Raw genomic sequence first — 26831 nt, 5'->3', positions numbered from 1 at the left:
TTTCGCTCCTTAAAAGAATTAGTTCAGATCCCGTAGGCCTGTCGCAGCAGCGTCAGGGGATGTTCGGGCGCACTGTCATCCTTCAGACCGTTCTCGATCTGATGCCCGGCCATCGGGCAGTCGCTGGCGTAGTGGTCGGCCTCGGCCTTCTTCACACGAGTGACCACCGGACGGCAGATTCTCATCGATATCTCGTGATACTCCTGCTTGACGGCATAGGTCCCGTCGTGCCCCGAACAGCGTTCGATCACATCGAGTTCGGTTCCGGGTACGAGGTTGAACAGGTCCCGAGTCTTCAAACCGATCTTCTGGACTCGAAGATGGCAAGCAGCGTGATAAGCGACCTTGCCCAGCGGGTTCTTGAAGTCGGTATTCAGCTTGCCTTCGGCGTGACGGATCATCAGGTATTCGAACGGATCGAAGATGTGGTCGCGAACCCTGGCGACCTCCTCGTCGTCGGGGAACATCAGCGGGAGCTCCTGCTTGAACATCAATACACAGGACGGGACCGGCGCGACGATGTCCCAGCCTTCGTCGATCATGCCTGTCAGTACCGGGATGTTGGCGTCCTTTGCAGCCTCGACCGCCTCGAGGTCTCCCAGTTCCAGCTTCGGCATGCCGCAACACTGTTCCTTTTTCGCCAGCGTCACCTCGATCCCGTTGTGCGTAAACACACTGGCAAGGTCTTCGACGACCTGCGGTTCGTTCCGGTCTCCATAGCAGGTCGCGAAAAGGGCGACACGTCCCCGCGTCCTGCCGGCTGGCTCCGGGCTCGTGACTGGACTGCGCACGCCGGAAAGGCGCTTTCTGGCGGTCTTCGAATGATACTCGGGCAGAACGGCATCGGCATGAATACCAAGCGTCTTCTGCAGCAGCTTACGCGCTGCACCGTTGTGATTCGCGGCGTTGACCGCCTGGACCACGACCGGAATACCGGCGAGCCGACCGACGGTGTCCGTTGAGGTCAGGATTCTGTCGCGGCGCTTGACCTTTCCCTGCCTGTACTTGACCGCCTTGGCCCGAAGCATGAGGTGTGGGAAGTCGACGTTCCACTTGTGAGGCGGTACGTAGGGGCACTTGGTCAGGTAACAGAGATCGCAGAGATAACAGTGATCCACCACCTGCCAGTAGTCCTTCTTGTCGACCCCGTCGACCTCCATGGTGTCCGATTCATCGACGAGATCGAACAGTGTGGGGAACGAATTACACAGACTGACGCACCGCCGACATCCGTGGCAGATGTCGTAGACACGTTCCAGTTCCGAGAACAGCGATTCCTCGTCGTAGAACTCCGGGCCGCGCCAACCCAGCGGGTGCCGCGTGGGCGCCTCCAGGCTGCCTTCGCGCTGGCCTTCGGTAGCTGTCGCCATTTTCTTAACGCTCTCCTGGATCGGGTGTACGCTGGCCTACCGCCTCGGGACGATGGTGGGAATCTGCGCCGGTATGCATAAGGGAAGACGGGACCGGATCGTCGGCCCCGTACTTCTTCTCGTCCGGCTTCAGTCGCCGAGAGAATTCAGAGCCTTCTGGAATCGGTTGGCGTGAGAACGCTCGGCTTTCGCCAAGGTTTCGAACCAGTCGGCGATCTCGTCGAAACCTTCTTCACGCGCGCCCTTGGCCATGCCGGGATACATGTCGGTGTACTCGTGCGTTTCACCGGCAATCGCCGTCTTCAGGTTCTCGTCGGTCGGGCCGAAGGGCAGTCCAGTGGCGGGGTCGCCGCACTCCTCGAGATATTCCAGATGGCCGTGAGCGTGTCCGGTCTCGCCTTCGGCGGTGGAACGGAACACGGCCGCGACGTCGTTGTAGCCTTCGACATCGGCCTTGGATGCGAAATACAGATAGCGGCGGTTTGCCTGTGACTCACCAGCGAATGCGTCCTTGAGTGACTGCTCGGTCTTTGAGCCTTTCAGTGACATTGTCAGTTACCTCCAAAGGATGGAATGAAAATATTACCAGCGACATGATTTAGACTAATTCTAAATCTGAGTGGAACTGTAAGCCACGGCTGGTTTGTTGTCAACACGACGCGGCGATCCACGGGAAATGGCCTCGTGTTAAGGTTTCGCAGGGGACGAAACGGCAACCGCGGGAATTATATAGTGGCGCAGCAGAAGACACCGAAAAAATCGCCCTCCATGCCCCGAGGATTCGAGCAAAAACTCGATGCCCTCGAGAAACTGGTGGGACAACTCGAACAGGGGACGCTTTCCCTGGAGAACTCCCTCGAGTCCTTCGAGTACGGCATGCGCCTGGTGAAGGCCTGTGAAGCGGAATTGAAGACCGCCGAACAAAGGGTCAGGATCCTGAGCGACGACGGCGGCGAACGGGATTTCGACCCTTCCATCGCCACGGGCCCCGGGCGCGACGAATCCGTGAAACCCTGACCGTTACCTGACCGTTAGATGATAGACTAGCTCCTGCCCGCGACCCGTCCCGGCGCAGGTTCGAAAGATACGAGGGCACGGTCCCGACGCGGCCGGTTGCTGAAGGTTTAGGCGATTGCCGGAAAAGGGCATACCACATCGCGCCGGATTTTCGTTCGTCATCGAGGCGCGACAACAGGCGCATAGTCGAGCTATGTCGCTGTTGTCGCAACACGGAGGACGGACGAAAAGACAAACAGCATCGTATGTCATTATGACAGAAATCGCCTTAGGTTGTGGGCACCTGACGTCCCGGACCTGGCTCGACGCCTGGGTGTCGAAGGAGCGATCTCCGCCGGCACCGGTGGGATACCATGACACAACCCTCGAGGAGACCGGGTGAACCGGCTGAAAGTCACCGAGGCGCAGCTCAGCTCCCTCAGCCAGCGCGTGGAGACCGTCCTGGATCGCTGGGTCCCAAAGGAAAACATCCACCCGGCCCCGCTCCACGAGGCAATGCGTTACTCCGTTCTGAACGGCGGCAAACGCATCCGGCCGGCCTTGATCTACGCCACGGGCATAGCACTCGATATCCCGCTCGATTCCCTCGACGGGGCCGCTGCGGCTGTCGAACTGATCCACGCCTATTCGCTGATTCACGACGACTTGCCGGCCATGGACGACGACGACCTGCGCCGCGGAAAACCCACCTGCCACAAGGCCTACGGCGAGGCGTCCGCTATCCTGGCCGGCGATGCGATCCAGGCACTGGCCTTCTACATCGTTAGCGTGGATCCAAACGGCCCCGACTCTGCCGGCACCCGATTGAAGATGATTGAGGTGCTGGCCCGCGCCGCGGGATCGCGCGGCATGGCCGGCGGACAGGCCATCGATCTGGCATCGGTCGGTCAGACGCTCAACCTGAGCGAGCTCGAAGACATGCATATCCACAAGACCGGCGCGCTCATCCGCGCCAGCGTAATGCTGGCTGCATACGCGAGGCCCGGCATCAACGATGCAACACTGGAACGTCTGGACCACTTCTCCAAGTGCATCGGGCTCGCCTTTCAGATCCATGACGACGTGCTGGACGTGGAAGGGGACACCGAAACCCTGGGCAAACCCCAGGGATCGGACAGTGACCGGAACAAACCGACCTATCCGGCGATCCTGGGTCTATCGGATTCCAGAAAACGGGCTCAGGACCTCTACGGCGAAGCGATCGCCAGTCTGTCGGACCTGGGGGATTCGGCCTCCCTGCTGAAGGACATCGCCGCGTATATCGTAACGCGCCGGCGCTGAACCCGCTCGGAGCACTCTTCTCGGGCCGGGACCATCGCATCGCACGGTTCGGATCCGGATCACCCGCCATCCAGGAGCCTCATTCCCCACCCTTCCAGACCGCGCCCGGCGCCCGAACGAACAACGTCAAGGAATCGCCGTCGGTTACCGCCGCCACGGATGGCGGGTCCGCAAGCGAGCACAACACCGGCATTCAGTCTCCCCCTGAAAAGCTGGGAGTGACCGGAAAACGGCTTGCATGGACTCCAGTGGCGCTGGATAATCCGCCGATTAAGCGAAATATTATGAACGACGAGTATCCACTACTAGGGCGTATCGATTCGCCTGCCGACCTCCGCAGATTGCCGGCGCAGGACCTCCCGGCGCTCTGCGACGAGCTGCGCTCCTGTCTCCTGCATTCCGTCTCGGGTTGCGGTGGGCACTTCGCGGCCGGGCTGGGCACGATAGAACTGACGGTGGCCCTGCACTATGCCTTCGACACGCCATACGACAGGTTGGTATGGGACGTCGGACACCAGTCGTATCCTCACAAGATCCTGACCGGGCGGCGCGACCGGATATCTTCCATACGTCAGCAGGGCGGACTCGCCCCGTTCCCGACCCCCACAGAAAGTGAGTACGACACCTTCGGGGTCGGTCACTCCAGCACGTCTATCAGCGCCGCGCTGGGTATGGCCCTCGCGTTCAGGCACCGGGGCGAGAAACACAAGTGTGTCGCGGTCATCGGGGACGGCGCCATGACTGCCGGTATGGCGTTCGAGGCCCTCAATCACCTGGGCGATGTCTATGCCGACGTCCTGGTGGTTCTCAACGACAACGAAATGTCGATTTCGCCCAACGTCGGGGCAATGACAAACTACCTTACCCGACTGCTCTCCGGCAGGGTTTACTCCTCGATGCGCGAGGGGAGCAAGAAGATCCTCAAACAGATGCCCCCGATGTGGGAGCTGGCCAAGCGCACCGAGGAACACGTCAAGGGCATGATCGCCCCCGGAACGCTGTTCGAGGAACTCGGTGTGAACTATTTCGGTCCCGTCGACGGACACGACGTCATCGGCCTGGTTCAGACCCTCCGCAATCTGCGTTCCCACAAGGGCCCCCGGATGCTGCACACGGTGACGCGCAAGGGAAAGGGATACGAACCGGCCGAGGCGGATCCGGTTGGGTATCACGCGGTTCCCAGGTTCGACCCGAACGTGGGCGTGGTGGCGGACAAGAAACCTTCGAGTCCAACCTATACTAAGGTGTTCGGGGACTGGATCTGCGATATGGCTGCTGCGGACGATCGCCTGATCGGCATCACGCCCGCGATGCGTGAGGGGTCGGGTCTCGTGCGCTTCGACCAGGAATACCCACAACGCTATTTCGACGTCGGCATCGCCGAGCAGCACTCGGTCACGGTCGCGGCCGGAATGGCGCACGAGGGGGCCAAGCCCGTGGTCGCGATCTATTCGACGTTCCTGCAGCGGGCCTACGACCAGTTGATCCACGACATCGCGTTGCAGAACCTCCCGGTGCTGTTCGCCATCGACCGCGCCGGCGTCGTCGGACCCGACGGACCGACCCACGCCGGCAGCTTCGACCTGAGCTACCTGCGGTGCGTACCGAATATGATCGTCATGGCGCCGTCCGATGAGAACGAGTGCCGGCAGATGCTCTACACGGGATATCTGCAGAATGGCCCGGCGGCCGTCCGTTACCCGCGCGGGAAGGGCCCCGGTGCGATCGTGCAGAATGAAATGCAGTGCCTGCCCATCGGCAAGGGTGTACTGCGCCGGAGGGGGAAAGGCATCGCGATCCTGTCTTTCGGCAGCCCTCTGTCGGCGGCCCTGGGAGCGGCGGAGACGCTGCAGGCTACCGTTGCCGATATGCGCTTCGTCAAACCCCTGGACGAAGACCTGGTCTTGGAACTGGCCAGGACCCATGACCTGATCGTCACCGTGGAAGATAATGCGGTGGTCGGAGGTGCCGGCAGCGCGGTCAATGAATGTCTCGCCTGCAGCGCAGTGAAGACCCCCACCCTCAACCTGGGACTGCCCGACCGGTTCCTGGAGCATGGCTCGCGTGAACAACTGCTCGCCGAGGCGGGACTGGACGAGGCTGGCATCCTCCGTTCGATCTGCATGGTGTCGGACAAGCCAAATTGCAAGCCACTGCGTTCTCAAGTAATATCCTAGGGCTTTACTCAGTTATTCAACCCAACGGCATTTCCTACAGCCCCGCATCCATTCCCGGAGCGTAGCCAAGGGACAACCTGCCAACGGGCGTCCCCGGGGCGGAAACCACGCCGTTCAGAAAAGTAGTGGCCGAAGCATCCATGGGGCGTGTTCCGGGCATGATGGAGCAGTTCTCATACGATCATGAGCACCGTAGTCAAGAATATCGTCAACACCATTCCCGACATCCAGGCAATGCAGGATACGCGCCAGATACCGATCAACAAGGTCGGGATCAAGGACATCCTTCACCCCGTGCGCATTCAGGACCGCGCAGGCGAAGAGCAGCACACCATCGCGCGTTTCAACATGTACGTAAACCTGCCACACAACTTCAAGGGCACGCACATGTCGCGGTTCGTGGAGATCCTGAACAATCACGAGCGGGAAATCACGGTCAAGTCGTTCCGCGAGATGCTGAAGGAGATGACGGTGCGACTCGAGGCGGATTCCGGACACATCGAGATGTCCTTCCCGTACTTCGTGAACAAATCTGCCCCGGTTTCCGGTGTGCAGAGCCTGATGGATTACGACATCACCCTCATCGGAGAATTCGTCGACGGCGTGGCGCACACGCATATCAAGGCCGTCGTTCCAGTCACGAGCCTGTGTCCGTGTTCCAAGAAGATCTCGGACTATGGGGCCCATAACCAGCGTTCCCACGTGACCGTCAAGGTCAGGCTCCGCGATTTCGTCTGGATAGAAGACCTGATCGATCTCGTCGAGCAGGAGGCCTCCAGCGAACTCTATGGCCTGCTGAAACGCCCGGACGAAAAGTATGTCACGGAGCAGGCCTTCAACAACCCCAAGTTCGTCGAAGATCTGGTCCGGGATATGGCCGTGAGGCTGAACCTGGACGACCGGATCTCTGCCTATGTGGTGGAATCCGAGAACTTCGAATCCATCCACAACCACTCGGCATATGCGCTGATCGAAAGGGACAAGGATGCGGAAGCGGCCAGACAAACGGGCGAGACGGCCGAGCGATCCGAACCAGCGATAAGGTAAGCCCTGGGTTTACCTAGCTGCTAACCCTGTAGGACGCCATCAGGCGCTCGAGGATTTTCTCGGCCCCTTCCGGTTCCAGGGGCCTGGCGTCGTCACCACTGTCATGAGCGGTGATGCGGACCTCATCCCCGCTCTGCGTCAGGCGCACCTCATACAGTTCGTCCATCTTCAGGCCCGCGTCGCCACCGGTCAGTTTTTGCCAGAAGCTGCGTTTCTCTCTCAGATCCTCGGTATAGGTGAAATAATAGGTGCCGGCCGCACGGTCCTGCTGCTCCACGTAGAGACCCGCCCGGTCGAGCGCAACCCCGGTCAAGCGCCATACACTGTCGAACTTGTCGTCGACGACCAACACCGGAGTGTCTCCCTCGTTCACGATCCCGATGGATACCCCCGCGCCGGTGGCCGTGGCGACCGCTTCGTGCGCACGTTCCTCGTTGGTGCCGAGAAATACCATCAGGCGGGTCAGCATCTCGACATCGGCGCCCTGGTCAGGCGGGACCATTCCCCACTCCGGTGTCCGGTCGTCGTCCATCGAATCGGCGGTCAATTCGGCACGCTCGGAAGTGATGTAGATATCGGTCGTCGAGTCACCCCGCCGCTCGACGCGAGTCCGAAAACGCTCGCGCACGCCAACACTACCCGCCAGCACTCCGGTCACGCTCGACAGCACACCCTGGATACCGAACCCGGGCAAACTCTGCCGCTCGGCCACCCACTCGGTCTGCATTACCCCCAGGACTGGTTCGTTGCGCTCCAGATCGATTCCCTGCTCCCTCCAGAAATCCACCAGCTGCGGCCAGATGTCATCTGCCGGCGCCTGCACCTCCAGCCATCGGGTATTGCCGTCCCGCCCCACTGATATATTCTGAAAATCGGGGATCACGTCACTGCCGGCCTGCATGGCGCCCGCGACCCCGGCACCCGCCGCACCGCCCGTCGCGGCGGTCGCTGCGCTTTGCTTTCTCGCGCTGGCGCGGACGGTTTCTTCACCGGGGACGTTCATTCGCTCGCTCCAGCTCGGCTGGGTGAGGTCCGGAGGAATCTCGAGCTTCGCGACCGACCGGCTGTCCACGTATTCCTTGTTGGAGCGCCTGTCGAAGAACGAGCAGGCGGCAACCGATAGGCACACACCAAAAACCAAAATCCGGCACAGGTAGGACGGCAATTTTTTTTCCTGATCCATGGGTGTCACGCAACCAGCACGCCGGCCCGGCGCATGGACTCCACGAGACGCGGGTGGAACGCCTCGGAAAACGGTGTCAGCGGCAGACGGATACCCCGCGGGATGAGGCCCATCTCGGCCAGCGCCCATTTCACCGGAATCGGATTCGCCTCCAGGAACAGATCGCGGTGGAGTCCGGACAACGGTTCGTCCAGCGCCAGCGCCCGTTCCGAATCCCCCTGGATCGCGGCTTCGCACATCGCGTGCATCGCGTCCGGTGCCACATTGGCGGTCACGGAAATAACACCCTTGCCACCGTCCAGAATTATCTCGCGCGCGATGGCGTCATCACCGCTGAACACGTCGAGCCTGTCGCCGCATCGATCGGCGATCTCCCTTGCCCTGGCGGGATCCCCCGTTGCTTCCTTGATACCGACGATGTTGGACAACTCGCACAGGCGCTCGACGGTCTCGGGAACCATGTCGCAGGCCGTCCTGCCCGGTACGTTGTAGAGGATCTGCGGAATGGGAACCGCGTCCGCCACGGCCTTGAAGTGCAGGTACAGTCCTTCCTGGGTAGGCTTATTGTAGTAGGGGGTGACCAAAAGGCAGGCATCTGCACCGGCCTCCATCGCGCACTGGGTCAGTGCGATCGCCTCGGTGGTCGCGTTCGCGCCCGTTCCCGCGATGACAGGGATCCGGCCGGCGACCCGGTCGACGACTCGCCGGATGACGTTGCAGTGCTCGTCGTGGTCCAGCGTAGCGGACTCACCGGTGGTCCCGACGGGGACGATGCCGTCAGTGCCGTTCGCGACATGAAACTCGATCAGCTCATCAAGCGCCCTGTTATCGATCGCGCCGTCCCCTGACATGGGTGTCACCAGGGCGACGATGCTGCCGTGAAACATTGGCCTCTCCGAAAAAAATTCATGTCATGGTACTGTTGGGCGTATGGCTTGACAAGCAACCGGGAGGTGGTCGCCGGACAGCAATCCCCGACGCTACGGAAAGCTCGGGTTTCCGTTTATGGACACCCTGAATACTGGTAACCTTGCGATACCTGTGGCGCATCGGAATCGGGCATGGCGAACTATCTGGTCATTTCGGCAATCGGCGAGGATCGCGCGGGGACCGTGGAGAGGCTATCGGCCACGGTTACCGCGCACCGCTGCAACATAGAAGACAGCAGGATGTCCGTACTCGGCGGATCGTTCGCACTGATCCAGCTCGTATCCGGCCAGTGGAACAACCTGGCGAAACTGGAGAACGCGCTTGCTGCGCTCCAGGGGCCGCTCAACCTGACCATCGCCTCCAGGAATACCGAACAGCGCAAGTCCGAAGACCGGTTGATGCCGTACACCCTCGACGTGGTCACACTCGACCACCCGGGCATCGTCAACCAGGTCGCCGCATTCCTGGCGACCCGCGGTATCAATATCCAGGACATGGTGACCAGCACCTACCATGCGGCCCACACCGCCACCCCCATGCTGACGATCCGAATGACGGTCGAGGTGCCCTCCTCACTGCACATCGCTCAATTACGGGAGGAATTCATGGACCTTTGCGACGAAATGAACCTGGACGGCGTACTGGAACCGATCAAGGTTCCGTAATCCATGCGCGAGGCCGTTCGCTCGCGCCCGACGGGCCGGCAAACTAAGGCGCATCGACGGACATCGACTCGTGCGGCCATGACATTCGGTTATCGGGGTTGTCTCCCGGCCTGGCATGAGTGACGCTCCGTCAGGTCCTTCAAACGTCGCGGCTCGAGAATAAAGGCCGGCAAGGTGCTGCAGGAACCCGAATCCGTTTCGTCCCCTTCCGCCCGCACCTCTGCTCCAAATCCTCCCGTGAGACGACATGCCTGAAGACAAGACGACTGAAAACCGCCTCTTCGTGATCGACACGAACGTCCTGATGCACGACCCGATGGCGCTCTACCGGTTCAAGCGACACGATATCTATGTGCCGATGGTCGTGCTGGAGGAACTCGACAAGGCCAAGAAGGGGGTATCGGAGGTTGCGCGCAACGTGCGGCAGGCCAGCAGGATCATCGATCAGTTGATCGCTGGACGGGACCGTCAGGAAATCATGCAGGGCCTGCCGCTCAGTGAGATGGGCGAGATCTCGAGCGAAGCCAGCGGCAGACTCTTTCTGCAGACCCTCGAACAACCCGCGGAATTGCCGGACAGCCTGTCGGGAACGACACCCGACAACGCCATACTGGGTATCGCGCTGGCGCTCAGCGGTGACTCTCCAGACACGCGGGTGACCCTGGTGTCGAAGGACATTAACCTGCGGATCAAGGCCGCGGCACTGGGGATTCACGCCGAGGACTACTATAACGACCAGGTCCTGGAGGACGTGGACCTGCTGTACAGTGGCACCGCTGACCTGCCCGGGGATTTCTGGGAGACGCACGGCAAGGAGATGGTCTCCTGGAAAGAGGAGGGCCATACCTACTACCGAATCAAGGGACCGCTGGCGTCCAGCTGGACCCCGAACCTCTGCCTCAGCCTCGATGGACCGGAGCCCTTCAGGGCGATCGTACGCGAGGTCGCAACCGACCACGCCGTGATCGAATATGCCAATGATTACAGCGAATCCCGGCGTAGTGTCTGGGGGGTGACCGCTCTGAACCCGGAACAGAACTTCGCACTGAATCTGCTGCTCGACCCCGAGATCGACTTTGTCACCCTGGTTGGCGTCGCCGGCAGCGGCAAGACCCTCCTGGCGCTCGCGGCGGGCCTGGCACAGACGCTGGACGAGCCGAGATACCGTGAGATCATCATGACGCGCATCACCATACCCGTGGGCGAAGACATCGGCTTTCTCCCCGGGACGGAGGAGGAGAAGATGACCCCGTGGATGGGCGCCCTGATGGACAATCTCGAGGTATTGACCCAGAACGGCGAGGGCGGCGAGTGGGGACGGGCCGCCACCAACGATATCGTGATGAGCAAGGTCAAGATCCGCTCCGTCAATTTCATGCGTGGCCGCACCTTTCTGAATCGATACATCATCCTCGACGAGGCGCAGAACCTCACGCCCAAACAGATGAAGACCCTGATCACCCGCTCCGGCCCGGGAACCAAACTCGTATGTATCGGCAATATCGCCCAGATCGATACCCCCTACCTGACGGAGACAACCTCAGGTCTGACCTACGTCGTCGACCACTTCAAAGAATGGCCGCACGCGGGACATATCACGCTGCTGCGCGGTGAGCGATCGCGCCTGGCGGACTTCGCCACGGAGGCGCTCTGAGGCGGCCTCTGCCCGTCGCCTGGCTCGGTAGCCAAACCGACACACGGGTTCAATGAACCACTCGGGACTATTGATCCTGTCCCTGCTCCTGGTCACGGGAGTTGTGTTTCCCCTGTCGGCGAACACCGCGCCGTCGCTGCTTCTGGCGGATGACGAACGAATATCCGGCGCGATCTGGTATGCCATTTTCCGGCAATCGCCTAAGAGCGTAGCCGTCCAGATCAGCTGCCAGTCTTTCTGTCGGTCTGCCCGCTGCCCGGACCCGCGGAGACCCGGTTGGAAACCTCAGCGACCTGCGGTGATGCGTTCTCCTTGGCTCGGTCGGGCCAGACGTTGATCACCGCGTGAATCAGGGTGGCCAGCGGAATCGCGAAAAACACCCCCCAGAATCCCCAGATCCCGCCGAACACCAGCACCGCCGTGATGATCGCGACGGGGTGAAGATTAACCACTTCCGAGAACAGGATGGGGACCAGGAGATTCCCGTCGATGAACTGAATCACGCCGTAGGCAACCAGGGTATAACCGAAATCCGAGGTAAACCCCCACTGGTAGTAGGCCACGACAGCGACGGGAAGCGTCACCACAGCCGCGCCGACATACGGCACGACGACGGAAATCCCGACCAGGAAGGACAGCAGCATCGCGAAGTCTAGACCGAGGACCATAAAGGTCACATAAGACACGCCCCAGATGATGACGATCTCGCCGATCTTGCCTCGGATGTAACTGGCGATCTTGCGGTTGACCTCGCCCCAGACAGCGACGGACAACCCGCGCTCCTCGGGCAGAAATCCGCCCGCCCAGTCGAGGATCTTCTGCTTGTCCTTCAGGAAAAAGAATACCAGCAGCGGGACCAGGATCAGATACACCATCAGCGTGATCAGGCCGATGACGGACGAGATCGAGGTCGACAACACGTACTGGCCCGCCTCCGACATCTCATTCCGCAACGCGCCGATCAGATTGACGACCTGGTCCTGCGAGATCACCTTCGGGTAGCTTTCGGGCAGTTCCATCAACAGTGCCTGCCCCTGGGAGATCATGTTCGGGACCTCCCTGAAGAACTGGGCGCTCTGCCTGAGCAACATTGGCAGGAGACCAAAAATCAGTGAAACGAGGAAGGTGAGAAACAGGGCGAACACCACACTGAGCGCGACAAAACGTGGCACCTTCAGACGCACGAACTGGTCGATAGCGCCGTCGAGGACGTAGGCAATGACGATAGCGAACAGCAGTGGCGCGAGGATGTCGCCCGCCAGCACGATGACGGCGAGCCCGCACAGGATGATGAACGCGAGGATGGCTACCTGCGGATCCGAGAAGTGCCGCTTGTACCAGTTTTTGAGGAGATCGATCACCCTCGCCGCTCCTTCCACGCATTGAAGTAACGGCGAAACAGTGTCTCGAGGTCATCGATCACTGCCGGGGCGGAGCGACCCTGTACGAGGTGCTGTGTCATCAGCGTGGATGTCTCGTTCAGCATCGACGACTTGTCGACCATCGGATAGGTGGCGGTCAGCCGTTTGATCGCCTTCACCACGGACTCCGTTGCCGGCCTGGCAATGTCGAGCGGTTCGTTCGGAGTCGAGTCGCCGCCGGCCTCCGACGCCCCATTGGCGGCTCGCTGTTGAAGAAACTCGACGAATGCGATCACCGTCTCGCGGTCCCCGCATGAGAGCCCGCCGAACATCCTCACGAGCTTACGGGTTTCACCGTCCCGAATGAGGGGACCGTCCATGGGCTGCATATTTCCAAGCATCTGGGGTGACCTGAAAGCGTTCTCCGGATGAGAACTTCCGACTACTGGCCGATTCTACTAGAAGGCGCGGGGCCCTGGGCAGGTGTCATTCCGGCGCAGCCTCAACGACACCCCGGCGGGGGACTGGCAGGTTAGCACCTGCATCCTGTGGCCTATCCCCGGGAGACAGACCGTTCCGGTGTTTCGGCGTCCGTATCGCGCTGACAGTACTGGCGCGCGTGATTCAGCAGCGCTTCCATGGCCTGATGCCTGAACTTCTGCCTCTGGCGTACGAACGAGAACTCCCGTTCGAGCGGCGGATCCAGATCCAGGGCCATCAGCGACCCGAGTGCGAGTTCCTTGGCGAGGGTCGCGCGTGACAGGATCGAGATTCCCATTCCCGCCTCGACCGCTCCCTTGATGGATTCGGGACTTCCCAGTTCCATACAGACCATGAGTTCGTTGCGTTTTACGCCGGACTGTTCCAGGTACTCCATGATGACGTCCCGTGTGCCGGACCCCTCCTCCCTGCAGATGAACGGATACTTCAGCAATTCCGCCATGGTCAGCGACTGGTGCTCGCTCAATGGATGCCCGGGCTTGACGACCACGACGAGATGGTCGACGCGGCAGACATCGACCAGGAGATTCTTGTTCGTGACCGGCGACTCCACGACGCCGAGATCGATCATGCTGTTCTCGACCATGGAGACGATGCCATCTGAATTGGACACCTTGAGGATGAGATTGAGTTTCGGATACTGTTCCTTGAAGTCCCTCAAGAGTGCGGGCAGCATGTACTCGGCAATGGTGGTGCTCGCCCCCAGGGTCAGCGCCCCGCTGACGTCCCCGGTAAGTTCCTTCACCGCACTCTCCATTTCCCCGTAGAGCTCGAAGATCTTCTCCGCGTACTCGCAAGCCTGTCGACCGGCCTCGGTCAGCGAAACGCGATTGTGGGTGCGGTCGAACAGACGTGTATTGAAGTGATCCTCGAGCTGCCTTACCTGAAAGGTAACCGCCGGCTGGGTCATGTGCAGCGTCTCCGCCGCCTTGGTGAAGCTCAACAGGCGGGCTACCGTGTAGAAGACCTGCAATCGTCGGTCGGCCATGGATTCCTCATAAAGACCACGTAGGGATAGATAAAAGCATTATATCACCGTTGAATATAACCTCGCGCCATCTCGATGTGGGCCCGGATCCCGTTCCGCGCCTTCAACAGATCGATGTATCGGGCCCGGGATTCTTGTATAGTTTCGCGACACTTGCTCCATCATGCGGGACTCGAATTGAACCGGATCGCTACATTTTTTGCCTTGGCATGCCTGCTGACTCCCCTGGCGGTCTCGGCGACGATGTACAAGTGGCGGGACGCATCAGGCCAGATTCACTACACCCAGACCCCGCCCCCCGATACCGAATCGGTGGAAATCACACCGGAAAAGCCGCCGCCAACCGCGGGACAACCGGATCCCCAGCTGCAGCAAGAGATGGGGGCTTTCCAGGATCGCCGCCTGGAAAGGATGGAATCGGACGCGAGCGCGGCGCGCGAACAGCACGAAGCGGAAACCCGGCAACAGAATTGCGAGCGCTCCCGGCAATCGCTGACCCAGCTCACCAGCCGCGGCCGGGTCAAGTTCAAGGAAGGCGACGAATACAGGACCCTGCCCGAGGAAGAGCGACAGGAACTCATCCGCGCGGCCGAGGAGAACGTCGCCAGGTATTGCGACTGATCCAGCGGCCGTCCCGTCGTTCGCGTTCACCACGGCGCGGTCCGGTTCCGCGACAGGTGACTCCACCACGCTGATCGTACCCAACTCAGAGACGAGATCCGAACCATGCCCCTGTTGAGCATAGAGACCAACCATCAGATCGACGAGAAGGCCATCCCGGGGCTCCTCGAAGCGGCCTCGCGCCTGACCTCGGAGCAACTGGGAAAATCCGAACGCTATGTGATGGTCCGCACCTCTCACAACCCGAACATGATCTTTGCCGGGAACGCGGAACCGCTGGCACTGCTGCGGCTGGCCAGCATCGGGCTGCCCGAGGAGGCGACCGCCGGGTTGTCGGCGGCCCTGTGCGAGTTGATCGAGCAGCGTCTCAATGTCCCCCGGACACGGATCTACATCGAATTCGTGGACGCCCCTCGCAGGATGTGGGGCTACGACGGCCGTACCTTCTGAGATCGCCGGAGGCCGCGACCCGACACACGGGTTCCGTCCGCGACACGGAGGCCCGAACGATCACCCGTCCGCAGGCGACGCGACACGGAAACCGTTAACACCCATGCGAACGTCCACTTTCCCTCTCTACACTGTGAAGGAAATACCGGCCGACGCCGAGATCGTCAGTCACAAGCTGATGCTGCGAGCCGGCATGATCCGCAAGCTGGCCTCCGGCCTCTACACCTGGCTTCCGCTCGGCCTACGGGTGTTGCGCAAGGTCGAGAACATTATCCGTGAGGAGATGAACCGAAGTGGTGCCATCGAGATCCTGATGCCATCTGTCCAGCCCTCCGAGCTTTGGCGGGAATCCAGGCGCTGGGAGATGTACGGTCCCGAGCTGCTGCGTTTGCACGACCGTCACGGCCGTGATTTCTGCTATGGTCCCACGCACGAGGAGGTCATCACCGACCTGGCCCGGCGCGAGATCCGCAGCTACAAGCAGTTGCCCGTCAACTTCTACCAGATCCAGACGAAGTTCCGTGACGAGGTGCGGCCACGATTCGGTGTGATGCGTGCCCGCGAATTCATCATGAAGGACGCCTATTCCTTTCATATGGACCAGGCGTCCCTCGCCGAGACCTACGAGGCGATGTACGCGACCTATAGCTGCATCTTCGACCGGCTCGGTCTGGAGTATCGGGCGGTACAGGCCGACACCGGTGCGATCGGTGGCAACACGTCGCATGAATTCCATGTCCTGGCCGATTCCGGCGAGGATGCCATCGCCTTCTCTTCTGAAGGCGGTTATGCGGCCAACGTCGAACTCGCCGCGGCCACGCCACCGGCGGGTGATCGTACGGCACCAGACGAGGAGCTGCGGGAAGTCGACACACCCGGTGCCCACACGATATCCGAGGTCAGCGAGTTTCTGGGGATCCCCGGATCGCGTTGCGTCAAGACGCTCGTCGTTCGGGGAGAGGGGGACAGGCTCGTCGCCCTGGTGCTTCGCGGAGATCACGAACTCAATCGCGTCAAGGCCGAAAGACTCGATGGCGTTGCCGCGCCACTCGAACTCGCCGACGAAACCGCCGTACTGGCCGCCTGCGGGTGCCGCCCCGGATCCATCGGTCCGGTCGGACTGGAGATTCCGATCTTCGTCGACCATGCCGCGGCCCAACTCGCGGATTTCGTCTGCGGCGCCAACCGGGATGGCGCGCACCTGACCGGCGTCAACTGGGGACGCGATCTGCCCGATATCGACAGCGTCGATCTGCGCAACGTCGTCGACGGCGATCCGAGCCCGGACGGACGGGGAACCCTGTCCATCGTCCGCGGCATCGAGGTCGGACACATCTTCCAGCTCGGCTCGAAATACAGCCAGGCCATGAATGCCACTGCCCTGGACGAGAGCGGACGCGCCGTCGAGATGATCATGGGTTGCTACGGCATCGGCGTCACGCGCATCGTCGCCGCGGCGATCGAGCAGAACCACGACGATCGCGGCATCGTCTGGCCCACGCCCGTCGCACCTTTCCAGGTCGCCCTGGCGCCGATCAACATGGGCCGCTCGCAACCAACCCGCCAGAAGGCCGAGTCCCTGTACGAGGATTTGCTCGCAGCCGGTATCGATACCCTGTTCGACGATCGCGACATCCGCCCGGGCGTCATGTTCGCCGACCTCGAACTGATCGGAATCCCGCACCGTGTCGTGCTGGGGGAACGGGGACTCGATTCAGACACAGCGGAATACAAGGGGCGCCGGGACGAGAAGCCACGAGATATCCCACTGGAGGAACTGCTGCCGTTCCTGAGGTCGGAACTCGTGGCGAACCGATCGGAGCCGATGTGAGGCCCAGTCGGACCTGGAGCCTGGCACGGGACTCAGCGAATGTCGAATCCGCGATGACCCTCGGGTTCGGCGGACATGCACACCACGGCGTCGACCCGCGCGTACCGCGGACCTTCCCACAACCAGGTCTTCAGCGCCTCGACGGCGCCCGCCCCACCCCTGGCATATACCTCCACGCTGCCGTCCGCTAGGTTCCTGGCATAACCCGACAAACCCAGCTTGCGCGCCTTATCTACGGTCGACGCCCGAAAGAATACGCCCTGGACCCGCCCCGTGACCCGGCACCGCACACAGACCGGCTGCGTGGTCCCACCCATCAACCGGACTCGCTGAACAGGACAAGGATTCGGAAACCCATCCGGATTCTTCCGTACAAGCGTTCGTTGCTATAATTCCGCGCGGGTGCCAGCGGCCGGGACAGGTCGCTGCACAGTGACGCGCTGCTGGCCCGGCAACATAGCGTTGCCGCGTCACGACCGTCAAGCCGCCCGATGCCTGAAGGAGAACGGCAACCGATGAATGAGTCCCGCCCCAGCGTCACCATGTACCACAATCCCCGTTGCTCGAAGTCGCGGCAGGCCCTGAATCTGCTGAAGGAGAGCGGGATCGAACCGGAGATCGTCGAATACCTGAAGACACCGCCGGACGCGGAGACGCTGCGCGAGGTCCTGCGGATGCTGGGCTTGCGGCCGCGCGAACTGATGCGGACCAAGGAGAAACGTTACAAGGAAATGAACCTGGCGGACATGAGCCTCTCCGAGGAGGACCTGATCGAAGCCATGGTCCAAAACCCGATCCTGATCGAGCGGCCGATCGTCATTCGAGGCAAACAGGCGGCACTGGGTAGGCCGCCGGAGCGTGTCCTGGAGATCGTGTAAACGATATGGGCGAGATCCTGGTTCTCTACTACAGCCGCTACGGTGCGACCGCCGAGATGGCGCGCCGGGTCGCCCGAGGTGTCGCGGAGATCCCGGGGATGGAGGCGAGACTGCGCACGGTCCCGCCAGTGTCGGCGGTTTGCGAGGCAACTGAAGACGAGATCCCTCGGCAAGGCCCTCCCTACGCGACGCTGGAAGACCTGATTTCATGCGCGGGGATCGCCCTGGGAAGCCCGACGCGATTTGGTAATATGGCGGCCCCGCTGAAGTATTTCCTTGACCAGACCAGCGCCCTGTGGCTGTCCGGCAAACTGTCCGGCAAACCCGCCGGAATGTTCACCTCGACCTCCAGCCTCCATGGCGGTCAGGAATCCACACTGCTCTCGATGATGCTGCCACTGCTGCACCACGGCATGCTGATCGTGGGACTTCCCTATACCGAGGCGGCGCTGCTGGAAACGGCTAGCGGCGGCACACCGTACGGACCGAGCCACCACGCCGGGATGAGAAGCGATCACCCACTCACCGATGACGAGAAGACGTTGTGTCTCGCGCTCGGACGTCGGCTGGCGGAAACGGCCCGCGACCTGGATTTCGCAAGAAGGAACTCGAGCGAATCGTGAACGCACGATCGATCGCTCGATGGGCGGCGCTGAGCGCCTACTTCGCCCTGCTCTCGATGATCCTCGCCTGGTACGCCTGGCTCTCACCACCCGGAAAGCTACCGACAGCGCTGGTTCTCATCTTGCTCGCACTACCGTTGCTGCTGCCACTGCGCGGCCTCCTGTACGCCCGTGTCTATACTCACCAGTGGACAATCTTCCTTGCCCTGTTCTATTTCCTGCTGGGCGCTGCCAGCGCGGCGGTTCCCGACGAGCGCGCGTTCGGGGTCGCGGTCATCCTCTCCAGTCTGTCGCTGTTCACCGCCTGCGTCGCATTCGTCAGGCTGTCGCGCCACTGAGTGCACATCGGGGCGACCTTTTGGATCGGACGGGCTCAGGATTCACCGGTCTCTGGCACGTCCCGATCCGACCGCCGGACGCCATGGCTTGATATCGAGCACCGGCGTGTCCACGAAGGCGTCGATCCCGTCGATCTCGATGAGATTGTCCTTCACTGACAGCTTATCGATGTCTCTCATTCCTCATGACCCCCGGGCCCTACAGTCCGAGGCGCGTCAACACCTGCCGTCGCCGGAATGGTCGAACGCGCAGGTATTTGAGAATCCGCTTCTCGACCGTATAAATCAAGGGTAATAGTCCAGCGGCGCTCACCAGCGCAGTGCAGCCCACTGCCGGACGATGCGCTCACTCAGGTCGTCCTGCAGGACCAGCGGGCAGGGTAGCAGCAGCGTCAGTGGTGTGGCAAACAGGATGCCGTACCCCATCGCCAACGCCATGGGGGCGGAGAACGGATCCGACCCGCCCAGCCCGTATGCCATCGGCAGCAAGCCCGCGACGGTCGTGAACGAGGTCAGGAGTATCGGGCGTAGACGGCTCGACGCCGCCTCGACGATCTGGGACGGCAGCGAGTTCTCCGGGTGCTGGCGCCGCAACCGGTTGAGCAGATTCACCAAAATCAGGGAATCGTTCACAACGATCCCGGTCAACCCGACCACGCCGAGCATGGCCAGGAAGCCCAGCGGCTGAACATGCACGGCGAAGGCGAAGATGACGCCCACCAGACCGAAAGGAATGGCGAACATGACCAATAGCGGCTGGACCATCGAGTCGAACAACAACAGCAGGATCAGGTAGATGCCGACCGCGGCGGCGACGAACGCAACGAACAGGCTCGCCATGGAGTCCAGTTCCCCGGCGGGCAGCGCCTGCACGAGCGCCTCGACCTCCGCCAGTTTCTCCTTGGTGTGTTCCAGCGATGAACCACTGGGCAGTTCGACGAGCATATAGAATTCGTCGGCGGACTGCGTGGGAAACAGAACGAAATCCATGTATCGCCCGGCATACCAGAACGCGATCACGAGCAGCGCGACGAAGATCGCCACCACGAGATAGCGCATTCTGAGGACAGCGTTTAGAAACCCCCGGTATGTCTCCCGGATTCCCTCGAACCAGTGCTCGCGTCTCCCTTCGGTCACCCCGACTATCTGACCGGCGCCGGCGATCAGGTGCGCGGGCATCAGGAACGTGACGTCGAACCACGAGATGGTGAGTGCGAGCACCACGACCAGCGGAATGACGTAGACAAAGTCCCCCAAGGTCCCGGACATGAAGAACATCGGCATGAAGGCCAGGACCGTTGTCAGGATCGTGGTCAGCACGGGCTGGAACACCGACCAGGTACCCTCTACCGCGGCATCGATCGGCGGCATGCCCTCCTCGCGATAGCGCCGTCAGCGGACTCCTTCTTGAAAACCAGAAACGAAATGGCCGGCTTTCCGTTCATCCGCGACAGGATCTTCGCCGGCTCGAACCCATCCCTCACGGCGGCGAGGTCCTGCACCCTGACCGTGGCCCCGCCCTCAGTGAGCTTGACGATCGCCTCCCCGGCATCCATTGGGTCGCTGAATTCCGACAGCGTGACGATGTTCTTCTCGCTGGTGTAGGACTCGAAGGAACCACCCGTGGCCCGGATGTTGCGGTTGCGGATGGCAGCGACGACGTCGCGTACCGGAATCCGGTATCGCTCCTCGGCGTCGCGGTCGATCCAGATGTGAACGATGGAGATGTTCTCCATGGAAAACGAGGTGTACTTGTCCAGTCCGTCGACCTCCTTCAGCTCCTCCTCGATCCTGTTGGTCACGTTGAGCTCCACATCTTCGGGAGACGCGCCGGGATAGCGCGTGGTCACCGTCATCTCGAGGAAGTCCACACTCGGGAAATTGTCGCGCTGGATGACGCTGAGGGAACTCAGACCGAGAAAGACGATGAGGAAGGTCAGTACGTTGGAGAGCGTGAGCCTGTCGGCGAAGAACCGGATCAGGGATTTCATGGCGTCTTCAGAAACCGGATACGTCGGGCCTCGTCGCCGCCCGCGACGGCCGTGCGTTCCGAACGCCCGGGAGGACACGCGGGACTACCGGGGAGGTGATGCGGGATCGCCATCGAACCGAGCCCTGCCAAACATGCCGGGATGAAGGTGGTCGTGCACGGGCAACACCGCCTCGATCACGAATTCGTGGGTGTCCGTGTCGGCCGATGGAATCAGGCGGTCTATCTTCGCCGGTAACTCGAGGTCACCCAGCGCCCCGATGGTCACGACGATCCGCTGCCCAACAGAGACATGCGGGATGTCCTTACTCTTTGACAGCGGTACGAAACCGGAGGGTATTCTGGTCTTCCAGAACCAGGAGTGCCTCCCCTGGCGCGGTGACCTGACCGATCTCAGCGTGACGCGCGACGATCACCCCGTCGAACGGTGCCTCGATCCTCGATTCGCGCAGTATCGCTTCGGCCTTCTCAATCAGCGCCCTCGCCCGGTCCACCCGTGCCTTCGCCGCGGCATGATTGAACGCAGCCTCGTCGGCCTGGTCGGCCGAGACCGATTTCTTCCTGAGCAACGTCTGGTAACGCCTGTCCAGCCCGGCCTTATACGCCAGACTGACGTTTTCCTGATCCAGGGCCGCCCTCGCCGAGGCAAGGTCCGCTGCGAGTTCCGCATCGTCGATCGCGATGAGCAGTTCCCCGGCCCTCACCGCCTCTCCCTCCTCGACGTTTACCGCGGCAATCCGGCCCACGATCTTCGCCGCCAGCGTCACGCGCCTTTCGGGAACGACGATTCCGGTGGAGGAACGGACGTCTGCCGCCGCGATCGCCTGACCGTTGACCGCTAACACGCACATCAAGATTGCCTGGACGAGAACCGGCAGCCGATGCCGACGCCCGTCGCCGGGCCCCCTGTTGAGATGGGAACACTTGATCATCGATCGATCCGAATTTCTCAAACCAAGAGAACAAGGGAAGCGTTTTACCAGAAAACCAATCGGCCGTAGACCTCGATTTCCACCACTGGACAGCCAATACCACCGCTCCCAGGATGGCGGGCAAGGTTATACTGCCGCGACGGCACCGAGTGCCGTCGGGACGGGCCCCTTCACCGGTCGTTCGGCATGTCCAACGAAAACGGCCCAGTCCCGGAACCGGGCTCGTTGGGCCGGCTTTCCCCCGCTGGGGTTGCCCTGCATCGACCCGCCGAACGCGGCCGGGGGCAGGATTCTCGATTGGCGCCGAGGTATGGGTGAATGTTGTGGAGATTCGTCTTGTCGCTGGCACTGGCCACCCCGGCCCTCAGCGCCGCGGAACCTATCCGGGTCGTGGTGAGCGTGCCGCCGCTGGAGTATCTCGTTGAACGTGTGGGAGGGCCGCGGGTCCAGGTTCAATCCATGGTGCAGCCCGGCTTCAGTCCGGCGACCTACGAGCCGACGCCGAAACAAGTCAAGAACCTCGCAGGCGCTGATCTCTACGTTCGTACCGGTGTCCCGTTCGAAAACGCCTGGCTGACGAGATTCCGCTCGGCGAATCCTGACATGGAAGTCCTCGATGCACGCGAGGGACTCGAGGTTCAGATAAGCGATAGGCACGGGAAACATGACGGGCACGATCCGCATGTCTGGACCAGTCCACCGCTCGCCGGTCACATGGCGAGAAACATACGGGACACGCTGATCTCACTCGCGCCCGGTAACGCGACGGCGTTCGAGGCCGGTTATGCGGCATTGAACGCGGAACTCGGTGCGCTGGACGTGGAGCTACGCAAAACGCTCTCCGACCTGCCAACCTCCCGATTCATGGTCTATCACCCCGCCTGGGGGCACTTTGCCGAACGGTACGGACTCACCCAGATCGCCATCGAGAAGGACGCAAAGGAGCCCAGCGCCAGGGCGCTGATTGCGCTGATCGACGAGGCGAAGCGCGACGGCATCACTGTTGTCTTCATCCAGCCACAGTTCGACCGCCGGCTGGCTGAACAGGTCGCCCGCGCCATTGGCGGGCATGTCGAGGTCCTGGATCCACTTTCCCCGGACTACATGGAGAATCTGCGCGAGGTCGCGCGACGGATCGCCGCGGCCGGCATCGCGCCGCCGCAGCGCTAGCGCCACGACCGACGCGTCGCGGTGCCATCCTCGGCGTCCGAGACTCGACTTCCCGACTCGGGCCATACAGGCAAGCGGATCACATTTCCCGACGAACGGGTATCATATATTAGTTTTTTCTTATATACTAATTATGTCTGAGACGTAACACAGAGGACTGAAAAATGGCACTCGACAGCTTCACGCTCTCCGCAATAGCCGTATCCATCGCCGCTTTGGTCACAGTCCTTGCGCTCTATGCAAGGTCAGTGCAACACAAATGCGATCCGGATGCCTAGAGCACTTAACCACTTAAAAACAACAAATTAAATACAACAACCGTATCGCCGAAACCAGGCAATACGGTTGCCTGTCCGCCCAGGGCTCCCCGCAGCCCCGCCGAAAGAGGAAATCGGCGGGTTTAACCCTTAGGCTGCCTGACGATCCTTGACGGACCGCCCTTCGCGTCCACCGTACGCAGTTCCACCGTCCGGCGCCAGACCCGGAGCAGATAGTCCATGACCTTCTCGGCGCTCTGCCGGTCCAGCCCGCGGCCGTCGGTCGCGTGCTCGTGCACCAATACGAGCGTCCCGTCCGCTCGCATTTCGGCGACATGTACCCTGGGTGCGCCAAAATTGAACTTCCCCGACAGGACGAACTCCCGTATCGCGTCGATATCGAACGCCTTTGCCCTGACCTCTCCGCTGCGCCTCGCCTCCCAGGTGAACAGATCGAGTTTCCGTGCGAGCGACTCTTCCAGGTGGTTACGAATGAAACCGAAGTCGTCGTTCTCGCGCATCACCTTGCGCGCCGCCTCCAAGCCGCCGCTCTCGACGATATCCTCCCAGATAAAGAATCCCAGGTGATAGGGATTGATCTTCAGCGAGACCTCCTGACCGGCCGCGTACGGCCTGACCACGTCAGAATGCGCCTTCACCGCCTCCAGATACATCTGCTGGGGCAGGAAATCCGCCTCGCGCAACAGACGCGCGTGCCAGTAGCTGGCCCAGCCCTCGTTCATGATCTGGCACGCGAAAACGGGATAGAAATAGAACGACTCCTCCCTCACGGCGAGGAAGACATCCCTCTCCCAGGGCTCCATCTCCGGGGCGTAGTTGGCCACGAACCAGAGCAGATCGTGTTCCGGATGCGGCGGGATCGGTGAACGCTTCGGCTCGGCAACACCACCCCGGGATCTCCCGCCGCCCGGCAGGCGATCGTATCGAGACCGGAAAGGCGAGGAGGCCGGTTCCGTCTTCTCCTCGACGTATTCCGGATAGGGCTGCCGTGTCAGATCGCGATCCACCGCGATGTACTGCTCCAGTGACAGTGCCGCATCCAGCACCGCTTCGACCCGATCGATGCCGTGGCGCTCGATCGCCCGGGAGATCTCGCGGGCATGGACGGCCGCCTGCTCTACGATGTGGTACCCGACGGATCGCTGTGCCGCCTCGAAGAGCAGGTTGTTGCGAGAGAAATCCGCATGACCCAGTACATGCGCGGCAACCAGCACGTTCTCAGCCACGCTGTTGTTGCGGGACAGATAGGCGCGGCCCGGATCTCCGGGAAACACGACCTCGAACAGGCGGGAATGCCCCATGCGGTGCTGCACGAACTGGTAGATATACCGCACACCGAACGACCAGTGCGGCATCCTCACCGGCAGGCCGTAGACCGCCACCTCCATCATGAAGCTGTCCGGGACCTGCTCGTAGTCGACCGGGAAATACACCAGACCACTCTCGCGAGCGAGGGCCTCGATCTTCGGCAGGTAATGTTCGAGCGTCCTCTCCATCACCGGCGCATTCCCTGATTCACCCCGATCTCGGCTTCGGCCGATTCGCTCTCGCGGCGGAAGAATTTCCGGATGGCGTTCCAGATATCCCGGTCCGCCGAGAGCGGGTAGGACGCAGCGCTCGCCCCTCGTGACGCCAGGGCACGAAACAGGTTCGCCGTTTCTGTCTGCATGGCGCGGCCGCCGGCCATCGTCTCGACGTACCCCATGAAGCTTGCCACGGCCGCCAGCGCCTCGAGCGCGCCAGCGGCGGGGCCGCGATCATGGGCGAAATTCTCTCCGTCCGAGGCGTAGAACAGATAGACGTTGTAGCGTGATGGATCGTAGCGCTCGGTCACGATGTCGAGCACCTTGCGAAACGCGGTCGATGCCACGGTGCCGCCCGAACCACGGACCTGGAAGAACTCCGCCTCGCTGAATTCCCAGGCTTGCACGGTGTGGGCCACGAACACCACCTCGACCTGGGCGTACTGCCTGCGCAGACCCTGAGTCACCCAGAAAAAGAAGGTCTTGGCGAGCCGGCGATCCCGCTCCGACATGCTGGAGGACACGTCCAGGGCGAAGAACACGACGGCCCGCGTCACCGGGCGACGGCGTCGCGTGAGCTGACGGAAGCGCAGGTCCTCATTGGAAAAGGGCGCCCCCCGGGGCTGCACCGCCCTGCGCTTCAGCGCCTCTTTCAAGGACCGCCTCCGATCCAGGCGCGAACGCGCCCCCCGACGGTCCCAGCCTTCACGCTCGAGTTGCTCATCGGCCAGGTTGCCCTCCCGGGGCCTCAGATTGGGCAGTTCCATCTCTTCCCAGAGCCAGTCGACGATGTCGTCGACCTTGAGTTCCAGGACGAACTCGAGCCCGCCCTCACCGCTGCCGCCGCGCCCCTTGCCGGCATCCCCATCTCCGCCCGCGTCGGCCGGTCGGAGTACGTCCCCCGCACCGACCTTGCCCTGCCCGGTCCCCGCGGTCGACTCCCCCGCCAGCAGCCGGAATCGGTAGTGTTCCAGGAAACGCACGGGGACACCGAGCCTGCGGTTACCGTCACCGCCGCCGATGTCGACCCGGGAGATCAGCTCCGGCAACTGTTCGCGTACGGCGGTGCGGACCTTCTCGTTGTGACGCAGCCAGTCACGCGCCCCTCGGGAGAAAAGGTCGTACCAGCGGCTCGAAGGCCGGTGAGTCGTGTTGGTGGTATCGGTCATTTCGAACTACCAGTTCCAGGCGAGGCGCCCACCCGGGCCTGCCCCGATCGAATGGGGCGCTCGCATGCTTACTCCTGCGACAGAAGCGTGGTGACGTAGTTCAGGGCCTCCCTGGCGCTGTGCGCGTCGTACCCGTACTCCAACACCAGACGTTCCTGAACGGCCGAGATCTTCTGTTGCGCCTCATCGTCCGGGCGCGCCGCCGACCCGACCAGACGCAGTACGTCGCGTCGCTCCTCGAACAGATACTGCTCGATGGCCTCGTGCAAACGCGAATGGCTGTCGAGCGTGAACTTCTCGCCCGCCTTGAACGCGACCATCGCCTTGCGCACGACCTCCTGGCGGAAGGAATGCTTGCCGGAATCCGAGATCCGGATCTTCTCCTCCACCGAGCGCAGAAACCGTTCGTCGGGCGGTCGGGTCTCCCCGGTGATCGGGTCCTCCACCTCGCGCTGGTCGAGTATGGCCTCCACCTCGTCGAGATACTTGTCGAGCAGTTCCTGGGCCTCTTCCTCGAAGGAGGCGAACAATGCCTTGTGAACGTCCTCCTTGACCCAGCGGTTATAGAAATCCTTGCGCGCCGCGACCAACAGGTCGATCCACTGCTGCTTCTGCCGCGTCTCCATACGGGCGTCCGAATCGATGGTGTCCTTCAGGGCCAGCAGCACCTCCATGCTCGTCAGGCTGCGGGCCTCGCTGCGTGTGATGGCGTTGGAGATCGCATTGATGACGAAACGCGGACTGACCCCCGTCATCCCCTCCTCCGGCGACTCGGTGCGAATGCGCTCGACCTCGCTCTCGGAGTAGCCCTCGACGTCCTCGCCGGCATAGAGCCTGACCTTCTTCGAGCGATC

General features: G+C 61.9%; 29 protein-coding genes. 13 read left to right on the top strand and 16 right to left on the bottom strand.

Features of this window, described 5'->3' with window-relative positions; translation table 11 throughout:
• Positions 1-23: 23 nt before the first annotated feature.
• Positions 24-1370, bottom strand: coding sequence for a Fe-S oxidoreductase (locus LJE91_14200; protein MCG6869831.1), 1347 nt, complete (start codon positions 1368-1370; stop codon positions 24-26).
• 129 nt (positions 1371-1499) lie between these two features.
• Positions 1500-1919: a rubrerythrin family protein gene (locus LJE91_14195; GenBank protein MCG6869830.1), complete on the bottom strand. Its 420-nt coding sequence runs from the start codon at positions 1917-1919 to the stop codon at positions 1500-1502.
• Positions 1920-2138: 219 nt separating this feature from the next.
• Between LJE91_14195 and LJE91_14190 the strand changes: the two genes are divergently transcribed.
• The 4 genes from LJE91_14190 to folE2 all read left to right on the top strand — a co-directional run bounded on the left by LJE91_14190 (position 2139) and on the right by folE2 (position 6892).
• Positions 2139-2387: an exodeoxyribonuclease VII small subunit gene (locus LJE91_14190; GenBank protein MCG6869829.1), complete on the top strand. Its 249-nt coding sequence runs from the start codon at positions 2139-2141 to the stop codon at positions 2385-2387.
• A gap of 387 nt (positions 2388-2774) precedes the next feature.
• Positions 2775-3668: a (2E,6E)-farnesyl diphosphate synthase gene (gene ispA, locus LJE91_14185; protein MCG6869828.1), complete on the top strand. Its 894-nt coding sequence runs from the start codon at positions 2775-2777 to the stop codon at positions 3666-3668.
• Between the two features lie 284 nt (positions 3669-3952).
• Complete coding sequence (dxs, locus tag LJE91_14180) at positions 3953-5845, top strand: 1-deoxy-D-xylulose-5-phosphate synthase (GenBank protein ID MCG6869827.1); 1893 nt, start codon at positions 3953-3955, stop codon at positions 5843-5845.
• Positions 5846-6028: 183 nt separating this feature from the next.
• Positions 6029-6892, top strand: a complete 864-nt coding sequence (folE2, locus tag LJE91_14175) for a GTP cyclohydrolase FolE2 (protein MCG6869826.1) — start codon at positions 6029-6031, stop codon at positions 6890-6892.
• A 13-nt stretch (positions 6893-6905) separates the two neighbouring features.
• Here the strand turns inward: folE2 and bamC are convergent, their stop codons facing one another.
• Positions 6906-8075 carry an outer membrane protein assembly factor BamC gene (bamC, locus tag LJE91_14170; protein ID MCG6869825.1) on the bottom strand — a complete coding sequence of 390 codons (1170 nt, stop codon included), beginning with the start codon at positions 8073-8075 and terminating at the stop codon, positions 6906-6908.
• 5 nt (positions 8076-8080) lie between these two features.
• Positions 8081-8962 (bottom strand): 4-hydroxy-tetrahydrodipicolinate synthase, encoded by an 882-nt coding sequence (dapA, locus tag LJE91_14165; GenBank protein MCG6869824.1) that lies wholly within the window; start codon positions 8960-8962, stop codon positions 8081-8083.
• A 174-nt stretch (positions 8963-9136) separates the two neighbouring features.
• Here dapA and LJE91_14160 point away from each other — a divergent pair, with 174 nt between their 5' ends.
• Together LJE91_14160 and LJE91_14155 are read left to right on the top strand one after the other, a co-directional pair.
• Positions 9137-9670, top strand: a complete 534-nt coding sequence (locus LJE91_14160) for an ACT domain-containing protein (protein MCG6869823.1) — start codon at positions 9137-9139, stop codon at positions 9668-9670.
• 247 nt (positions 9671-9917) lie between these two features.
• The gene (locus LJE91_14155) at positions 9918-11324 is read left to right on the top strand and encodes a PhoH family protein (protein MCG6869822.1); all 1407 of its coding nucleotides are present in this window, start codon (positions 9918-9920) and stop codon (positions 11322-11324) included.
• Between the two features lie 221 nt (positions 11325-11545).
• Here LJE91_14155 and LJE91_14150 read toward each other — a convergent pair whose 3' ends face one another.
• From LJE91_14150 to LJE91_14140, 3 genes are all read right to left on the bottom strand, one after another.
• Positions 11546-12685: an AI-2E family transporter gene (locus LJE91_14150; GenBank protein MCG6869821.1), complete on the bottom strand. Its 1140-nt coding sequence runs from the start codon at positions 12683-12685 to the stop codon at positions 11546-11548.
• Entirely contained in the window at positions 12682-13065 is a 384-nt protein-coding gene (locus LJE91_14145; protein ID MCG6869820.1) for a Crp/Fnr family transcriptional regulator, read from the bottom strand. The genes LJE91_14150 and LJE91_14145 overlap by 4 nt, the downstream gene beginning before the upstream one ends.
• 173 nt (positions 13066-13238) lie before the next feature.
• The gene (locus tag LJE91_14140) at positions 13239-14174 is read right to left on the bottom strand and encodes a LysR family transcriptional regulator (GenBank protein MCG6869819.1); all 936 of its coding nucleotides are present in this window, start codon (positions 14172-14174) and stop codon (positions 13239-13241) included.
• Between the two features lie 177 nt (positions 14175-14351).
• Between LJE91_14140 and LJE91_14135 the strand changes: the two genes are divergently transcribed.
• From LJE91_14135 to LJE91_14125, 3 genes are all read left to right on the top strand, one after another.
• Positions 14352-14795: a DUF4124 domain-containing protein gene (locus tag LJE91_14135; GenBank protein ID MCG6869818.1), complete on the top strand. Its 444-nt coding sequence runs from the start codon at positions 14352-14354 to the stop codon at positions 14793-14795.
• Between the two features lie 105 nt (positions 14796-14900).
• Positions 14901-15245: a hypothetical protein gene (locus tag LJE91_14130; GenBank protein ID MCG6869817.1), complete on the top strand. Its 345-nt coding sequence runs from the start codon at positions 14901-14903 to the stop codon at positions 15243-15245.
• 103 nt (positions 15246-15348) lie between these two features.
• Entirely contained in the window at positions 15349-17076 is a 1728-nt protein-coding gene (locus LJE91_14125) for a proline--tRNA ligase (protein ID MCG6869816.1), read from the top strand.
• Positions 17077-17108: 32 nt separating this feature from the next.
• Here the strand turns inward: LJE91_14125 and LJE91_14120 are convergent, their stop codons facing one another.
• A complete protein-coding gene (locus tag LJE91_14120) occupies positions 17109-17393 on the bottom strand; it encodes an acylphosphatase (protein MCG6869815.1) in 285 nt (94 codons plus the stop codon).
• A gap of 198 nt (positions 17394-17591) precedes the next feature.
• On the opposite strand from LJE91_14120, the gene arsC reads away from it, so the two are divergent.
• Genes arsC through LJE91_14105 form a run of 3 tightly spaced genes read left to right on the top strand, consistent with a single transcriptional unit; the run spans position 17592 to position 18915 of the window.
• Positions 17592-17954, top strand: a complete 363-nt coding sequence (arsC, locus tag LJE91_14115; GenBank protein ID MCG6869814.1) for an arsenate reductase (glutaredoxin) — start codon at positions 17592-17594, stop codon at positions 17952-17954.
• A 5-nt stretch (positions 17955-17959) separates the two neighbouring features.
• Positions 17960-18577: an NAD(P)H:quinone oxidoreductase gene (gene wrbA / locus LJE91_14110; GenBank protein ID MCG6869813.1), complete on the top strand. Its 618-nt coding sequence runs from the start codon at positions 17960-17962 to the stop codon at positions 18575-18577.
• On the top strand, positions 18574-18915 hold the full coding sequence (locus tag LJE91_14105) for a DUF2069 domain-containing protein (GenBank protein ID MCG6869812.1): 342 nt from the start codon (positions 18574-18576) through the stop codon (positions 18913-18915). Before wrbA ends, LJE91_14105 begins: the two co-directional genes overlap by 4 nt.
• A 42-nt stretch (positions 18916-18957) precedes the next feature.
• On the opposite strand, the gene LJE91_14100 is transcribed toward LJE91_14105, so the two are convergent.
• From LJE91_14100 to LJE91_14080, 5 genes are all read right to left on the bottom strand, one after another.
• Positions 18958-19095, bottom strand: coding sequence for a hypothetical protein (locus LJE91_14100; protein MCG6869811.1), 138 nt, complete (start codon positions 19093-19095; stop codon positions 18958-18960).
• 129 nt (positions 19096-19224) lie between these two features.
• Positions 19225-20286, bottom strand: a complete 1062-nt coding sequence (locus LJE91_14095) for an efflux RND transporter permease subunit (protein MCG6869810.1) — start codon at positions 20284-20286, stop codon at positions 19225-19227.
• Positions 20262-20906 carry an efflux RND transporter permease subunit gene (locus LJE91_14090; protein MCG6869809.1) on the bottom strand — a complete coding sequence of 215 codons (645 nt, stop codon included), beginning with the start codon at positions 20904-20906 and terminating at the stop codon, positions 20262-20264. The genes LJE91_14095 and LJE91_14090 overlap by 25 nt, the downstream gene beginning before the upstream one ends.
• 84 nt (positions 20907-20990) lie before the next feature.
• Positions 20991-21173, bottom strand: a complete 183-nt coding sequence (locus LJE91_14085; GenBank protein ID MCG6869808.1) for a hypothetical protein — start codon at positions 21171-21173, stop codon at positions 20991-20993.
• Between the two features lie 37 nt (positions 21174-21210).
• A complete protein-coding gene (locus LJE91_14080) occupies positions 21211-21756 on the bottom strand; it encodes an efflux RND transporter periplasmic adaptor subunit (GenBank protein MCG6869807.1) in 546 nt (181 codons plus the stop codon).
• A gap of 399 nt (positions 21757-22155) precedes the next feature.
• Here LJE91_14080 and LJE91_14075 point away from each other — a divergent pair, with 399 nt between their 5' ends.
• A complete protein-coding gene (locus tag LJE91_14075; protein MCG6869806.1) occupies positions 22156-23007 on the top strand; it encodes a zinc ABC transporter substrate-binding protein in 852 nt (283 codons plus the stop codon).
• 400 nt (positions 23008-23407) lie between these two features.
• Here LJE91_14075 and LJE91_14070 read toward each other — a convergent pair whose 3' ends face one another.
• The 3 genes from LJE91_14070 to LJE91_14060 form a co-directional block, all read right to left on the bottom strand.
• Positions 23408-24781 (bottom strand): SpoVR family protein, encoded by a 1374-nt coding sequence (locus tag LJE91_14070; GenBank protein ID MCG6869805.1) that lies wholly within the window; start codon positions 24779-24781, stop codon positions 23408-23410.
• Positions 24781-25977: a DUF444 family protein gene (locus tag LJE91_14065; protein MCG6869804.1), complete on the bottom strand. Its 1197-nt coding sequence runs from the start codon at positions 25975-25977 to the stop codon at positions 24781-24783. The genes LJE91_14070 and LJE91_14065 overlap by 1 nt, the downstream gene beginning before the upstream one ends.
• 68 nt (positions 25978-26045) lie before the next feature.
• Positions 26046-26831: serine protein kinase (locus LJE91_14060; protein ID MCG6869803.1), on the bottom strand; the 786-nt coding region annotated here is incomplete at its 5' end.

Source organism: Gammaproteobacteria bacterium (assembly GCA_022340215.1).
In the GTDB taxonomy this organism is placed as follows: domain Bacteria; phylum Pseudomonadota; class Gammaproteobacteria; order JAJDOJ01; family JAJDOJ01; genus JAJDOJ01.
Note: the sequence above shows the minus strand (reverse complement) of the source record. Positions and strands in the feature narration are given on the sequence as shown.